Origin of the sequence: Gordonia polyisoprenivorans NBRC 16320 = JCM 10675 (assembly GCF_000241325.1) — a bacterium.
GTDB lineage: Bacteria > Actinomycetota > Actinomycetes > Mycobacteriales > Mycobacteriaceae > Gordonia > Gordonia polyisoprenivorans.
The window spans coordinates 79,912-94,166 of record NZ_BAEI01000006.1; the positions used below are offsets into that span (position 1 = coordinate 79,912).

Below are 14,255 nucleotides of genomic sequence, written 5' to 3' on the forward strand. Positions count from 1 at the left end.
GCGGCCGTGGGGGCCCGTCCGGGGTAGGTATCGACGCTGGTAACTTGGGCCCAATGCGGTTGTTGCAGCGCCCCATCGGGCACGGCGAGCTCACCCTCGCGGTCGCCGTCGACGGCGATCTCGCCGACAGCCGCACTCCGCCGGTCCTGCTGGTCCACGGGATGGGCAGCGACCACAGCACCTGGCGGCCCTTCGCGTCGATCCTGCGCCGCGCCGGCCGCGCGGTCATCGCGGTCGACCTGCGTGGACACGGCCGCAGCGGCCGTCCGGGGGACTACGCGCTGGAAGCCTTCGCCGCCGACCTGGGATTCGTGCTCGACGAGCTCGATGTGGAGCGGGCCGACGTGGTCGGTCACTCGCTCGGTGCGCACGCGGCACTGCGCGTGGCGATGAACGATCCCGGCCGGGTCCGGTCGCTGGTGCTCGAGGAAGTGCCACCGATGCCACGCGACCAGGCCGATCTCGACGAGGAGATCGTCATGTCGTCGGGCTTCGGTGAACGCGTACGCGGTATCGGCGCCCTGATGCGCAACCCGATGCCGGTGGTCCGATTCGATCGCGCCGTGGGAACGCAGGTCGGCGCCGAGTTCGAGCGCGCCGACCCGCAGTGGTGGGGGCGTCTGGCCGCGGTGTCGGCGCGGACCCAGGTCATCTCCGGTGGTCCGCGTAGCTTTCTGCCCCCGCAGCATCTGCAGTCCGTGGCGCAGGCCTTGCCCGACGGCCGCTTCGACGTCATCGACGCGGGCCACTCGGTCCATCGGGACCGTCGTCGCGAATTCACCGCGAAGGCAGGCGCTTTCCTGGCGCAGTGACGCCGGCAGCCCCCTACGCGGCCGGCTTGTTGTGCAGCGGCCGCGGGTCGACGCCGACCTTCTCCCACGCCTCGGCGGCCCACGGCACGTACAGCCACCGCACCGGCAGCCGGTTGAACACCGGGTTGAGTGCCCGCATGAACGTGGCAAACCTCTGGAAGTTCTTTTCGCGCTTGGCATCCCATTCCAGATCACAGACATCACGCATCTGCTGCGGAAGGGTGCCCACGACCACGGTGCGGATGAACGCGTTGAGCGGGGCGGAGACGACTCGCCACACCGGCGCCGGGATGCGGCGCGGCCGTGGCAGACCCTTGCGGATGTATCCGGTGGCGTAGACGACGGTCTTGTGCGGCACGAAACGCTCGAGCATGGAGTCCCAGTACTCGCGGAACTCGGCGTAGGTCTGCGGCTGACTGCGCGCGCTGACGCCGTAGAGCTCGTACCAGATCTTGCTCTCGGCGAAGATCTGCTCCTTCTCCGCCTCGGACAACCTGCGGATGAAGGTGTCCGTGATGTAGAGCACCTGATCGACGAAAGTGGCGTGCGCCCAGTAGAACAGCTCGGGGTTGAGCGCGTGATAGCGCGAACCGTCACTGATGGTGCCCTTGATGTCGCGATGGAAATCGCGCACGGTGCGCCCCCACCTGGCGGGCTCGGCGCTGTAGACGGTGCGCATCACGGGCGGGCCGGTGCGGCGGGCGCGGCCGAGGAAGTCGTCGAAGATCACCGAGTGATCGAGCACGCCCTGACCGAGTTGTTCGATACAGTTCTCGGTGCCGGCGAGGCGCTGGAATCCGAGGATTCCGCGGACGTCGCCGTAGAACTTCCAGATGAGCGAGTCGGCGCCGAGCCGCGGAGTCGGCAATGCGTCGTTCTCCGGAGCGGGATGCTCGGGAGAGGCCTCGACCAGGACAGGCTGCGCCTCACGGATCGCCGAGTCGAAATCCTGATTCACTGTCATGGCGAGACCTTATCGCACGAAGGAACGAGTTTCCAGATTTGTTTCATCAGTCTGGCCAGGGAGGAGGATCGTGACCGGTCAGAGGTTGCCGACGCCGGAGGAGTTGCTCGAGCATGCGGTGGTGCTCAGCCTGCCGATGCGCACCCGTTTCCGGGGCATCACCACGCGCGAGGTGATGATCGTCGAGGGGCCGGCGGGCTGGGGTGAATTCGGGCCGTTCGTCGAGTACGACGACGAGGAGTCCGCGGCGTGGCTCGCGGCGGGTATCGAGGCGGCGTATCTCGGAGCACCCCCCACACGTCGTGATCGGGTCCCGATCAACGCCACTGTGCCGGCGGTACCCGCATCGGAGGTCGCGGGCATGCTCGCCCGTTTCCCCGGAGCGCGCACCGCCAAGGTGAAGGTCGCCGAACCGGGGCAGACCCTCGACGACGACGTCGCGCGGGTTGCTGCCACGCGCGAGCTCATCGGCCGGGTCCGCGTCGATGCAAACGGGAAATGGGATGTGGCGCAGGCGATCACGGCATTGCGCGCGATCGGCGACCTCGAGTACGCCGAGCAACCGTGTGCCACCGTCGAGGAGTTGGCTGCGGTGCGTCGAGCGGTCGACGTGCCGATCGCCGCCGACGAGTCGATCCGCAAGGCCACCGACCCGATGCGGGTGGTCGCCGCCGAGGCCGCCGACATCGCGGTGCTCAAGGTGGCGCCGCTGGGCGGCATGCGGGCCGTGCTCACCCTGGCCGAGGAAATCGGTCTGCCCGTGGTGATCTCGAGTGCGCTGGACTCCGCGGTCGGCATCGCCGCGGGCGTCGCGGCGGCCGCGGCGCTGCCCGAGCTACCGTTCGCCTGCGGTCTCGGCACCGGCTCGTTGTTCACCGGGGACGTCGCCGACGGCGGCACCCCGGACGACGGTCATCTGCGGCCACGGTGGTTCGGGCCCGGTGACCTCGACGTTCCGTCGACGCTGTGCGCCGCCGAGGACCGCCGGCGGTGGTGGCACGAGCGGTTGCGGCGCGCTCACGCGGTCCTGACCGCGCGCGGGCACCGACTCGGCTGAGGGAGTTTCCTGGCCGGAGGGTGACAGTCGATAGAGACATATCGTAGAGTTTGTTCCATGGTGTTGTGTGGCTCACAGGAGCGGGGTGGACTCGCGCCGGCGCAGGATGCTGCCATGACGGCGCCCTCGTCGGTGTCTCGGGTGCGCTCGGCCGGGAAGTCACCAATCCTCGCGCCACCGCCACCCGGCAGCGATCTACAGGCGATTCCGTGCGCACATCGCAACGGCATCCTCGAGATCATGTCGATGCGTCGCGATCCCTTCGGATTCGCCGAACGTCGTCGCGCCGAGTTGGGTCTCATCTCCGGCATGAGCGCGCTGGGGATTCGGATGGTCACCGCCGCAGGCCCCGATGCGGCCGCGGAGATCCTGATGAACTCCGATCGGGCGTTCGCCAACGGTCCCGCCTGGAGCTACTTCATCGGCCCCTTCTTCAACCGCGGGGTGATGCTCCTCGACTTCGAGGAGCACCGCCACCACCGGCGCATCATGCAGCAGGCCTTCGCGCCGACGATGCTCAAGGGCTACCTGCAGGAGATGTCGCCGATGATCGCCGAGGCGATGACCCGCTTCCCGACGGGGCGTGTCCACCTGTTCGATCGGTTCAAGTCGTTGACCCTCGACGTCGCGCTCGAGGTCTTCCTCGGCGTCGACCTGTCCGCCGACGAGGCCGCCACGCTCAACAAGGCCTTCGTCGAGACCGTGCGTGCCGGAGTTGCCTACGTGCGCAAGCCGGTTCCCGGCGGCCGGTGGTGGAAGGGCTTGCGCAGCCGCAAGGTGCTCGAGGAGTTCTTTTACGCCACCCTGCCCGCCAAGCGGGCGCGTGAGACCCCCGATTTGTTCTCGGTGCTCTGTCATGCGCGCAGCGACGAGGGGCACCGATTCACCGACGAGGACGTCGTGAATCACATGATCTTCGTCCTGATGGCCGCGCACGACACCTCGACGATCACGATGACCCAGATGGCCTACCGGATGGCCACCGACCCACACTGGCAGGAGCGGGCGCGCGCCGAGTCCGACGCACTCGGCCCCGAGGTGGGCTATGACGATCTCGGCCGTCTCGACGTGCTCGACCGGGTGATGAAGGAGTCGTTGCGGATGTGCCCGCCGGTACCCGCCCAACCGCGAATCGCGGTCAAGGACACCTCGATTCAGGGGTTCTTCGTACCAGAGGGGACGATGGTCAGTGTTCCGCAGCTGACCAATCATCGTGACCCCGAGCTCTACAACCACCCGGGAGTCTTCGACCCTGATCGTTTCGGCCCCGAACGCGCCGAGGACAAGTCGCATCGGATGGCCTGGATTCCCTTCGGTGCGGGGGTCCACAAATGCATCGGTCTGTATTTTGGACAAATGGAAATCAAGACGATCATGCATCACCTGCTGCGCGGGTACGAGTGGTCGGTCCCCGCGGGATACACGCTCCCGATGGACTACAGCGCACTTCCGGTACCCAAGGACGGGCTGCCGGTCACCGTTCGGGGGTTGCGATGACCCCGGGCGCGCCGGGCACCCACGCCGAGCAGGGCCGTCGCCGCAAGGTCCGCAACACCGACAGCCCCGCCGATCAGAACAGCGCGATCATCGCCGCCGCCGAGGCGGAGTTCACCGAGGTCGGGGTGCGCCGCGCGAACGTCGACGAGGTCGCCAAACGCGCCGGGGTCTCCCGGTCCACGCTGTATCGGCGGTTCCCCAACAAGGAGGCGCTGCTGCTCGGCGTCGCCGAGGAACTCTACGAACGCGGCATGGCCCGGCTGGTCGACGCGGTCCGCGGCCTCGGCCCGCGTGAGGCGGTCATCGAGGCCTTCGCCGCGGGCGCGGCGATGATCTCCGACGAACCCCTGATGCGCCGGCTCGTGCTGACCGACCACGACATGGCGCCGATCACCGCCTCGGTGACCGCCCTGTTCATCGACGTCGCCACCGGACGCGTCGCCGCGACTCTGCGCACCGCCGGTGCGCAGATGCCCGACGAGGATCTGCTCGAGGCCGTCGAAATCCATGTGCGCCTGGTCATCTCGTTCCTGGAGACACCGGCCTCCGACGAGGCGCGGCAGGAGCCGGACCGGGTGCGAGCGTTCGCGGAGAAGTTCCTCGCACCGATGATTTGGTGACCGCCCCGGGCGGCACAACCGAAGTCAGTACGTGATCTCACCAAGGGGGAGTAGTCGATGAGTATGCGCAGCAACCGATTCGGTCGCATCGGGCATGACGAGGTGCGGGCCCGGCTGGCCGACAAGGTCGTGGTGATCACCGGCGGCGCACGCGGTATCGGCCTGGAGACCGCCCGTCAACTCCTCGACGCCGGGGCGCGGGTGGCGATCGGCGACGTCGACAACGAGGTCCTGGCCAAGGCCGCCGCCGACCTCGGGGTGGAGGGGGTCGAGGTCGACGTCACCGACCGGGCGAGCTTTGCCGCCTTCCTCGACGAGGTCGAGCAGCGTCTGGGGCCGGTGGATGTGCTGATCAACAACGCCGGGATCATGCCCGTCGGGTCCTTCCTCGAGTTCGACGACGCGTTGATCCGCCGGACCTTCGACATCGACCTGATCGGTGTCATCACCGGCAGTCAGCTTGCCGCGCAACGAATGACGGCCCGACGGTCTGGGCAGATCGTCAACATCGCCTCGGTTGCCGGTCGGCTTCCGATGCCGGGTTTGGCCGTCTACAACGCCGCGAAATCGGGGGTCATCGAGTTCTCCGAGGCTCTCGATGCCGAACTGTCCGACCACGGCGTGCGGGTGAGCACCGTGATGCCGACCTTCACCCGCACCGGCCTGATCTCGGGCCTGGCGACCAATCGCTACATCCAGACCGTCGAACCCGAGGTCGTGGCCGCCGCCGTCGTCGGGGTCATCGCCGAGCCACGCACCCGTGTGGCCGCCCCGCGGGCGATGCGGTGGGTGGACGCCAATCCGGTCTTCCCGCAGGCGTTCAAACGTCTGACGCGCCGACGCACCGGACTCGACCGGATCTTCCTCGACTACGACTCGGCCGGCCGCGCCGACTACGACGCCCGCATGCGGGGGCGCGCGACATCCTGAGCGTCACGGCCCCGCGTTATGATCGTGCGGTGCTGGCAAGGAGGCGTTGACGATGCCGTGGCCGACACCGCCGACATCGGCATCCCCGTCGATCCGGGCGGACCGGGCGGCCCGCCGCGAGTTGCGGCGCGCGGTCGACGATCTCGACGAGGTGCGCCGGGCGAACGGTCGGATCGCTCCGCTGTCGCGATGGTGGTGGACGGCCTCCGCGCTGGTCGTGACCGCTGCACTGGTGGTCGCGGGATTCGGTGTGGCGGCGTGGGTGCGCGCCGCGAATTCCTGGACCGATGCCGATTTCACCGACGTAGCCACCGACGTCGTCGCGGAGCTGTTGAGCCCTGATCCGACTGCACCGCAACGGGTTCGGTCGGTACTCGATGATGCGACCGGTGCCTTCTACGACGAATTCGCACAATCGGCGGACTCCTACACCGCATTCGTCCGGCGCAGTGGAACCGCGGCGAGTGCCACCATCGACGGCACCGGAATCGTCACGCGCACCACCGATTCCGCCGTGGTGCTCGTCGCGGCGACGGTGGGCTATCAGCAGACCGGGCAGGCCGTGGCCGACCGCACCTTCCGGTTGCGGCTGGCCGTCACCGACGATTCCGGACGGCTCAAGGTCGCGGCGGTGCAATACCTCCCATGAGAATTCCGCTGCGCACCCCTGCCACCCGTGACCGCATCGTCGCACCCGGCGCTGCGCGGATCGCCGCGACGGTGGCGGTCGTGGTGATCGCCGCACTGGTGACCGCGGTGATCGCCACCGCGACGTCGTTGTCCGATCAGCGACGGACCGCCGACAACCGGGACTCGCTGCGTGCTCATGCCGGTGCGATCGTCGCGCAGGTGTTCTCCGTCGACACCGCCACCTGGCAGACCGATCGGGCTCGCGCCCGCACCCTGGTGGCCGGGGACTTCGCCGGATCGTTCGCCGCGCAACTGCATCGCGCCCCGCCCGCGGGCACGTCGTCGGTCCGGTGGCATCCCGACACGGTCGCGATCATCGACACCGGTCGCGAGGACGGTGACGCCCTGATCCGCGCGACCGTGCTGACCCGCACCGGAACGGGACAGCAGAGTACCGAAAAGCTCACGCTCCGCATGGGATTCGTGCTCCGCGACGGACGGTGGCTGTTGCGTGACGCGGAGGTGGTGTCGTGACTCCGCCGACCGACCCCACCGCTCGGGAACGACTCGCGCAGGAGCGGGTGACACACGCCCTGCGCGCCGCCCGCCTCGCGCGGATCGCCGCCGCCGACGACCTGCGGGCACGCGCGGTGGCACGCTCGCGCTGGGTGCGTCGCGCGCTTGTGGTGGCCGCGCTCGTGGCGGTGGTGCTGATCATCGTCGCGAGCACGCTCGCGGTGCTCGATCACCGGGCGACCGAGCGCACCGACCTCGACGACGAGGTCCTCGCGGCGGCCCGATCGGCCACCACGAGCATGCTGACGTCGGACCCGGCACACGCCGAGGCCTACGTCGAGCGGGTCCTCGCCCTGAGCACCGGCGCGCAGAAAACGCGTCTCGAACAGGCCGGTGCGGCCCTGTCCGCCGCCGTCGCCGCCCAGACCGCGCCCAGTGCCGGACGGGTGCTCTCGGCCGGGCTCGTCACCGATCCCGGGTCCGACGATCCCGGTTCCCGCGCCGAGGTACTGGTGGTCGTGCAGGCGTCCAATCCCGTTCTGCTCGGCGGGGATCCGCAGGCCGACCGCCTCACCCTCACCGTCGGGATGACCCGCACCGACGCCGGCTGGCTCGTCGACTCGGCGGTGCCGGCATGATCGCGTCCCGAGTCCCCCCGAGCTGGCGGCTCACCTGGACCCAGCACCACCGCATCCGTCCGCTCGCCGCGCCGCCGCGGATGTCGCGGCGCGCACGCCGACTGCTGGTGGCGATCGCGACGCTGACCCTGACCGCGCTGGTGGTCGCCGCCGTCGCCTGGACCCAGGCGTATCGGCAGACCCCGCGTCCCACCGACGCCGACCGTGCAGACGTCGAACGGGCCGCGACGAGCGCGGTCACCGCACTGATGACCTTCGGCGGGGAGCACCCCCGGCCCCCGACGCGGTGCGCGCCCATCTGAGCGACCCGCTGCTCACGCGATACGACGCCGAGCGTGCCGATGTCGTCCTTCCGGATGCGGTCGCCGCGTCGGCGCAGATGACGGTGAATGTGGTCGGCATGGCGGTCGGGGAATTCCACGCCGACGACGCACGTCTGCTCGCCTTTCTCAACCAGACGGTGACGGTGCCCGACGCGAGTGCGCCGGGAGCCGGAGCCGGTGTGGGCGGCGAACATACATCTACCGAAAAGTGGTTGGTCATGCGTAAGGTGAACGGAACCTGGCTGCTCGCCGACGTCCGACCGGTGGGGGACGTCACCCGCTGACGCGGGCAGCGACATTCGATCCGCTGACGCGGGCAGCACCGTCGACGAGAGGGCGAGAACCGAGGATGAGTGCAGCAGGTGTCGTGGTGGTCGGTGCGGGACTCGGGGCCATCCGCCTCGCAGAGAACCTGCGCACCAACGGATACGAGGAGCCGATCACACTGATCGGCGCCGAGCCCTACGCCCCCTATGATCGGCCGCCGCTGTCGAAGACGGTGCTGCTCGGCAAGGACGACCGCGTCGAGCTCAAGCCGGCCGAGTTCTACACCGAGTCGTCGATCACCCTGCGACTCGGTCAACGGGTCACCGCCGTCGACCCGCAGGCCGCAACCGTCACCGTGCATGGCTCCGATAGCGGTGACACCGAGAGCGTCCCCTACGACGTCCTGGTGCTCGCCACCGGACTCGCCCCGCGGGTCTTCCCCGGCGCCGAACACCTTGCGGGCGTGCACACCCTGCGGACCTTCGACGACGCGGTCGCCCTGCGCTCGGAGATCGACGGTGCGCAGACCGCCGTCGTCATCGGTGCCGGCTTCATCGGCTGCGAAGTCGCGTCGAGCCTGACCGAGCGCGGCGTGCGGGTCTCGCTCGTCGAGCCGGCGCCGACCCCGCTGGCGCAGGCGCTCGGTGAACCGATCGGGACACTGGTGGCCCGGATGCACACCGCCAATGGGGTCGATGTTCGTGCGGGTATTGGGGTTTCGGAGATCGTCGGCGACGACTCGGGTGCGGTGCGGGCGGTGCGTCTGGCCGATGGCACCGAACTGCCCGCCGACATCGTCGTCGTCGGCATCGGCTCGATCCCGGTCACCGACTACCTCGAGGGCTCGGGTATCGGGTTCGCCCCGCGTGAGACCGGTGGTGGGATAGCCTGCGATGCCGTCGGAAAGACCAGCGCACCGCACGTATACGCGATCGGGGACGTCGCCAACTGGGCCGACGGGACGCCCACCGCGCGTCGTGTCGAGCACTGGAATCACACCGTCGAACAGGCTGCGGTCGTCGCCCATCAGATCGCCGGCAGTGCGGGCGCGCCGATCACCGCCGCGGTGCCCTACTTCTGGAGCGACCAGTTCGCGGTGAAGATCCAGGCACTCGGGCATCCGCGCGCCGACGACGACGTGCACATCGTCACCGACGACGGCACGAAGTTCCTGGCCTACTACAGCCGCGACGGAATCCTCACCGGGGTGGTCGGCGCGGGCAAGGCGGGTCCGGTGATGAAGACGCGCCCCAAGTTGCAGACCCCGACACCGGTCGCTGACCTTCTCTGACCGCGCGGTCGCCGTGGATTCCGTTGCCGCGCAGGTGATCGCCGCGGTCCGCGAGCTCGGCGACCCAGAGCGGGCGGCGGGTATCGCGCGTTATCTGCAGGCTCGGCCCGGTGGTTACGGTGAGGGCGACGAGTTCGTCGGGGTAGCGGTGCCGCAGTTGTGCGCGCTCGCCCGTCGCCGGCGCGGCATCGATCGCGGTGCGGTGGGCGAGCTGCTGAGCTCACCGGTCCACGAGATCCGGTTTCTCGCACTACTTCTCATGGCGCAGGAGACCGCGTATGCCGACGACGCCGATGCTCGCGCGTGGGTCGGCGACTACCGCCGGGCCGTCGACGACGGGTATGTGAACAACTGGGATCTCGTCGACACCTCGGCCGCACCGGTTCTCGGACGCTGGTGTGTACGGATCGGTGACCACTCCGCGCTCGTCGACCTCGCCGCCGACGAACGGCTGTGGCACCGGCGGGTCGGTATCGTCGGCACCCACGCCCACCTGCGCGAGGGCGATGCCCGCCCCACGCTGGCGGTGGCGCCGCTCGTCGTCGACGACCGGCGTGACCTCATCCAGAAAGCGCTGGGTTGGATGTTGCGCGAGATGGGCAAGCGCGTCGAGAGGTCAACGCTCACCGACTATCTCGACGAGCATGCGGCGTCGATGGGACGCACCGCACTGCGGTATGCGATCGAGCATCTCGATCCCGCGATGCGCGCCCGCTACCGCGCGTTGCGGTGAGTCGCGCGGGCCGTCCGGCACCGATCCCTCAGACGCCCTCGGCTTCGTGGCCCTTCCACTGCCGCAACATCCGTTCGCGCAGATCGTCGTAAATCGGCGGCGAACGCAATAATTCGGCGACGATCATCGTCGCGGCCCCCGCGGCGAGCACCGACACCGCGACCGAGGTCGTCGAGGTCATCTCCATCACCAGCACCGCACCGGTGAACGGCGCCCGGACCACGGCGGTGAAAAACGACGACATGCCCACGATCATCAGTGGCAACAACAACTCGTGCCCGTAGCCCGGCGAGACCAGATCGATCAGCCGGGAGGCGATGAGACCGGTCATCGCGCCGAGCGCCAGCATGGGGGCGAAGATGCCACCCGGCGTGCCCGCCGAATACGACACCGGACCGGCGACGAAGCGGATCGCCAGCAGCATCACGATCGCCCAGAAGGCCAGATGCTGACCGGACAGGATGTTCTGCGTCAGATCGTCACCGCCGCCACCGAGATCGGGGTCGACGGTCAGCACCGCCCCGATGACCGCTCCGATGATCGCGGCCTTCACCGGGCCGGGCACCCGCCCAATGGCCGCGAAGCCACTCAGACACGCACGGATCAGCCAGTTGTAGACGACGCCGAGCAGCCCGACCACGACGCCGAAGACGACGAACACCGGAAGTGAGGACAACGCAACGGAATTGACCTGCGGGACGACGAAGTCGGGATGGTTGCCGACGATCAGGCGGCTGCACACGGTGCCTGCGGCGACCGCGGCCATCGTCCAGAGGACGTAGCGCACCTTGACGGTCTTGGCGATCTCCTCGATGCAGAACAGGGTGCCGCTGATCGGTGCGTTGAATGCGACGGCGAGCCCGGCGCCCGACAACGTGGTCTGCAGAACCCGGATCTCGCGCATGGTGGCGCGGCACACGCGTCCGGTGAGCGCGCCGATGGCGGCGCCCATGTGCACCGTCGGGCCCTCTCGACCGAGGACCATCCCGCCGACGCCGATCGCCAGCAAACCGCCGACGAAGCGGGCCGGGATGACCGCGGGCGGCGGTGGTGCGGCCTCGCCGCGTTCGACGGCCTCCACATGTTGGATGCCGCTGCCGGACGCGCGCGGTTCCCACCGGGTGATCAGCGCTGCGATGAGCGCCGCGGCGGCCGAGATCACCACGGGTATCAGCCAGGCGGCCGGGCCGTGATGGTGGGTCCAGTCGATCAGGTCGGCCCGCAGGTGATCGGCGCGGATCAGCAGCCACCGGAATGCCCCGCCGACCAGGCCGGTGATCGCACCGGCGATCGCGGCGACGATGGTCAACCAGACGAGAACCCGTGCACCGGTGTCCTCTTCGGGCGTTTCCGGTGTGAGATCAGGGGAGTCCGGCGCCGTCACGCGTCGTCACCGGGCCGTTGGTGATCACCGGGCTGGGGATTTCGGGTCGCGGACACCGATCCACGGTAGATCTCGGCCGAGTCGGCGGTCGCGACCAGGGGTGGCCGACGGCGTTCTCGATCGTCAGGACGCGCGGAACACCTTGATCGCCGCGGCGATCATCGGGAACTGCAGTGGCAGCCGGCCGAGGGCGATCGCCTTGTAGATCGCCGGCTTGTGCCACCACAGCCGGACCATGTTGATGTTGGCCGGGTACACCGCGACGAACAGTGCCGCGGCCGCAGCCGCGGACGGCTTGCGGGTGGCCGGGACGAGAAGTCCCACGCCGAGGGCGACCTCGGCGACACCGGACGCATAGGTCAGCATCCGCGGGTCGGCGGGAATCTCCTCGGGGATGATCTCGTCGAACGGCTTCGGCGCCACGAAGTGCAGGGTGCCGATGGTCAGCAGCATCCCGGCAAGGGTGCGGGCGAGCTGGATGGGGGACAGGCGTGAGAGCACGTCAGAACTCGATTCGCAGTCGGTCGGAAGTCGGATGGGCCTGACACCCGAGGATATAGCCGTCGGCGATGTCCTCGGGATCGAGCGCACCCGCGTTGTCCATCTCGACGGTTCCGTCGGTGAGAGTGCATGCGCACGAACCGCATTCACCCTCCTGGCACGAGTACGGCGCATCGAGTCCGGCCTCGAGCATGATGTCGATCAGGGTGCGTTTGCGGGGCCAGGTCAGTTCGTGGGTTTCGCCGTCGAGTTCGACCTCCACCGTGGCGGCGTCGGCCTGCTCCTCGGCGCTCACCTCGTCGAGGACGACGTCGGCGAAGGGATCACCGGAGAGTGAGTTGTAGACCTCGGCGTGCACGTCGTGGTGGGCGAAGCCCGCGGTGTGCAGCGCCTGGTGCACGGCGTCCATGAAGGGGCCGGGGCCGCACATGTAGGCGGCGTGGCCGCGGAAGGCGCCGAAGATCGTCGCCAGGGACTGAGCGCGGGGCAGGCCCTGCAGCGTCTCGAGCCAGTGGATCAGGACCAGCCGGTCGGCGTGTGCGGTCTGCAGCTCGCGCAGTTCGTCGGCGAAGATGACGTCCTCGGCGCTGCGGTTGGCGTAGAAGAACACGATGGTGCCGCTCCCCGACGCCAGCGCGGTCTTGAGGATCGACATCACCGGGGTCACCCCGCTGCCCGCGGCGATCAGCAGGAGCGGTTCGTCGACCGACCGCGGGGTGAACACCCCCGACGGCGGCAGCACCTCGATCTGCGAGCCCGCGGAGAGGTTGTCGCACACCCAGTTCGACCCGTAGCCGTCGACGGTGCGCTTGACCGTCACCTTGGGCAATTCGTCGCGGGCGGGGGAGGAGGCCAGCGAGTAACAGCGGGCCACCGACCCGGTCTGATCACTCGGGATGCGCAGGGTGAGGAACTGGCCCGACTTGTACTGGGTGAACGCCTCTTTGGCCGTGTCGGGGAGTTCGAAGACGATCGACCGTGCGTCGTGGGTCTCGTCGATGACCTCGGCCACGGTGAGGATCACGCTGCGCGAGCCGTGGGGCGTCAGTTCGGTCGTGTCCGATCCGGTCATGGCTCAGGTCTCCTGGCGTCGTCGAAGGTGTAAGAGTCGAAGGTGCGAAAACTAGAACACGTTCTACTTTGAGCCTAGCCTAGATGTCGGGCTGTCGACACCGGCAAGGCGATCGGTTCCAGGGTAGAGGGCGGTCTGTGGCGGCGGTGTCGCCGGTATTTCCTCGACGGCGCCCGGTTTCTCGCCGACAGCGATCGAGTCGCGGGGCTGGCTCGGCGAACCCGTCGATCGCGAACCTCGGCATCGAGGACCACACGAGCGCCGCCGAGTCGGTGGCGGGATCTATCGCGTGCGATGAGCACTCACAACCCCTGCAGCCCAGCGGCCAGCGTCGCGCACCCCGCCCGGATGAGCGCGTCGAGGTCGGCGTCGGGATGGGCGAGCCATTGTTCGTAGGCGGCCAGGGCGGTGCCCAGGCACAGCCAGCCGATCGTCTGCGGGAGGTGATCGCCCTCGTCCAGGCCGAGCCGGTGGGCGCAGAACTCGGCGATGACGTGGCGCCAGTCGGCGTACATCAACATCGAATGTGCTTGCAGGCTCGGCACTCCCAGGAGTAGCTGCATGCGTCGGCGGTGGCCGTCGAGGAACTCCGCGGGCACCTCGTTGAAGGCGATCAGCGCCCGGGTGACGGCCTCGGCGATGGGGAGGTCGTCGGGGATCTCGGCGAGCAGTGCGCGCAGGTCGTCGAGGTGGACGTCGAACTCGCCCCACGGGATCGCGTTCTTCGACGGGAAGTACCGGAACAGTGTGCGCCGCGCGATGCCGACGGCCTCGGCGATGTCGTCGACGCTGGTTTCCTCGAAGCCGACGGTGGTGAACAGGTCGATGGCGGTCGCGCTGATCTGTGCGCGGCTGGTGCGCGGACGCCGGCCCGGCGCCGTCGCGTTCTCGGTCGTCATCAGACCTCTCTCACCAGGTCGGTACCTGTCCGTTTGGTCAATTTTCGGCTGGGGGGTGCAATTCTGCACCCGGTGCCATTATAGTGATCGGTGATCCACATCACTACCCGAATATTAGGAG

17 protein-coding genes are annotated in these 14,255 nt (G+C 68.8%); 12 read left to right on the forward strand and 5 right to left on the reverse strand.

All coding sequences use genetic code 11. The features are described 5' to 3' along the window. Positions 1 to 53 precede the first annotated feature (53 nt). Positions 54 to 812 (forward strand): alpha/beta fold hydrolase, encoded by a 759-nt coding sequence (locus GOPIP_RS02080; RefSeq protein WP_006367854.1) that lies wholly within the window; start codon positions 54 to 56, stop codon positions 810 to 812. A 13-nt stretch (positions 813 to 825) separates the two neighbouring features. On the opposite strand, the gene GOPIP_RS02085 is transcribed toward GOPIP_RS02080, so the two are convergent. Continuing rightward, positions 826 to 1,776: an oxygenase MpaB family protein gene (locus tag GOPIP_RS02085; protein WP_006367855.1), complete on the reverse strand. Its 951-nt coding sequence runs from the start codon at positions 1,774 to 1,776 to the stop codon at positions 826 to 828. Between the two features lie 70 nt (positions 1,777 to 1,846). Between GOPIP_RS02085 and GOPIP_RS02090 the strand changes: the two genes are divergently transcribed. The 11 genes from GOPIP_RS02090 (at position 1,847) to GOPIP_RS02135 (ending at position 10,278) form a co-directional block, all read left to right on the forward strand. Next, positions 1,847 to 2,833, forward strand: a complete 987-nt coding sequence (locus GOPIP_RS02090; protein ID WP_006367856.1) for an o-succinylbenzoate synthase — start codon at positions 1,847 to 1,849, stop codon at positions 2,831 to 2,833. A gap of 114 nt (positions 2,834 to 2,947) precedes the next feature. Next, the gene (locus GOPIP_RS02095) at positions 2,948 to 4,330 is read left to right on the forward strand and encodes a cytochrome P450 (protein WP_170320163.1); all 1,383 of its coding nucleotides are present in this window, start codon (positions 2,948 to 2,950) and stop codon (positions 4,328 to 4,330) included. Next, entirely contained in the window at positions 4,327 to 4,950 is a 624-nt protein-coding gene (locus GOPIP_RS02100) for a TetR/AcrR family transcriptional regulator (protein ID WP_006367858.1), read from the forward strand. Before GOPIP_RS02095 ends, GOPIP_RS02100 begins: the two co-directional genes overlap by 4 nt. Positions 4,951 to 5,007: 57 nt before the next feature. Next, the gene (locus GOPIP_RS02105) at positions 5,008 to 5,880 is read left to right on the forward strand and encodes an SDR family oxidoreductase (protein ID WP_006367859.1); all 873 of its coding nucleotides are present in this window, start codon (positions 5,008 to 5,010) and stop codon (positions 5,878 to 5,880) included. A gap of 52 nt (positions 5,881 to 5,932) precedes the next feature. Next, positions 5,933 to 6,529 (forward strand): Rv1363c family protein, encoded by a 597-nt coding sequence (locus GOPIP_RS02110; RefSeq protein ID WP_006367860.1) that lies wholly within the window; start codon positions 5,933 to 5,935, stop codon positions 6,527 to 6,529. Then, positions 6,526 to 7,044 carry a hypothetical protein gene (locus tag GOPIP_RS02115; protein WP_006367861.1) on the forward strand — a complete coding sequence of 173 codons (519 nt, stop codon included), beginning with the start codon at positions 6,526 to 6,528 and terminating at the stop codon, positions 7,042 to 7,044. The genes GOPIP_RS02110 and GOPIP_RS02115 overlap by 4 nt, the downstream gene beginning before the upstream one ends. After that, positions 7,041 to 7,664, forward strand: coding sequence for an Rv1363c family protein (locus GOPIP_RS02120; RefSeq protein WP_006367862.1), 624 nt, complete (start codon positions 7,041 to 7,043; stop codon positions 7,662 to 7,664). The genes GOPIP_RS02115 and GOPIP_RS02120 overlap by 4 nt, the downstream gene beginning before the upstream one ends. Then, positions 7,661 to 7,966: a hypothetical protein gene (locus GOPIP_RS29315; protein WP_006367863.1), complete on the forward strand. Its 306-nt coding sequence runs from the start codon at positions 7,661 to 7,663 to the stop codon at positions 7,964 to 7,966. The genes GOPIP_RS02120 and GOPIP_RS29315 overlap by 4 nt, the downstream gene beginning before the upstream one ends. After that, entirely contained in the window at positions 7,951 to 8,271 is a 321-nt protein-coding gene (locus tag GOPIP_RS29320; protein WP_006367864.1) for a hypothetical protein, read from the forward strand. The genes GOPIP_RS29315 and GOPIP_RS29320 overlap by 16 nt, the downstream gene beginning before the upstream one ends. A gap of 65 nt (positions 8,272 to 8,336) precedes the next feature. After that, positions 8,337 to 9,545 carry an NAD(P)/FAD-dependent oxidoreductase gene (locus GOPIP_RS02130; protein WP_006367865.1) on the forward strand — a complete coding sequence of 403 codons (1,209 nt, stop codon included), beginning with the start codon at positions 8,337 to 8,339 and terminating at the stop codon, positions 9,543 to 9,545. Positions 9,546 to 9,558: 13 nt separating this feature from the next. Then, a complete protein-coding gene (locus GOPIP_RS02135) occupies positions 9,559 to 10,278 on the forward strand; it encodes a DNA alkylation repair protein (protein ID WP_006367866.1) in 720 nt (239 codons plus the stop codon). Positions 10,279 to 10,306: 28 nt separating this feature from the next. Here GOPIP_RS02135 and GOPIP_RS02140 read toward each other — a convergent pair whose 3' ends face one another. The 4 genes from GOPIP_RS02140 to mftR form a co-directional block, all read right to left on the reverse strand. Then, on the reverse strand, positions 10,307 to 11,662 hold the full coding sequence (locus GOPIP_RS02140; protein WP_006367867.1) for a ClC family H(+)/Cl(-) exchange transporter: 1,356 nt from the start codon (positions 11,660 to 11,662) through the stop codon (positions 10,307 to 10,309). Positions 11,663 to 11,785: 123 nt separating this feature from the next. Then, positions 11,786 to 12,163 carry a DoxX family protein gene (locus GOPIP_RS02145; RefSeq protein ID WP_006367868.1) on the reverse strand — a complete coding sequence of 126 codons (378 nt, stop codon included), beginning with the start codon at positions 12,161 to 12,163 and terminating at the stop codon, positions 11,786 to 11,788. A gap of 1 nt (position 12,164) precedes the next feature. Further along, complete coding sequence (locus GOPIP_RS02150) at positions 12,165 to 13,235, reverse strand: ferredoxin--NADP reductase (protein WP_006367869.1); 1,071 nt, start codon at positions 13,233 to 13,235, stop codon at positions 12,165 to 12,167. 302 nt (positions 13,236 to 13,537) lie between these two features. Then, a complete protein-coding gene (gene mftR / locus GOPIP_RS02155) occupies positions 13,538 to 14,134 on the reverse strand; it encodes a mycofactocin system transcriptional regulator MftR (RefSeq protein ID WP_006367870.1) in 597 nt (198 codons plus the stop codon). Between the last annotated feature and the right edge of the window lie 121 nt (positions 14,135 to 14,255).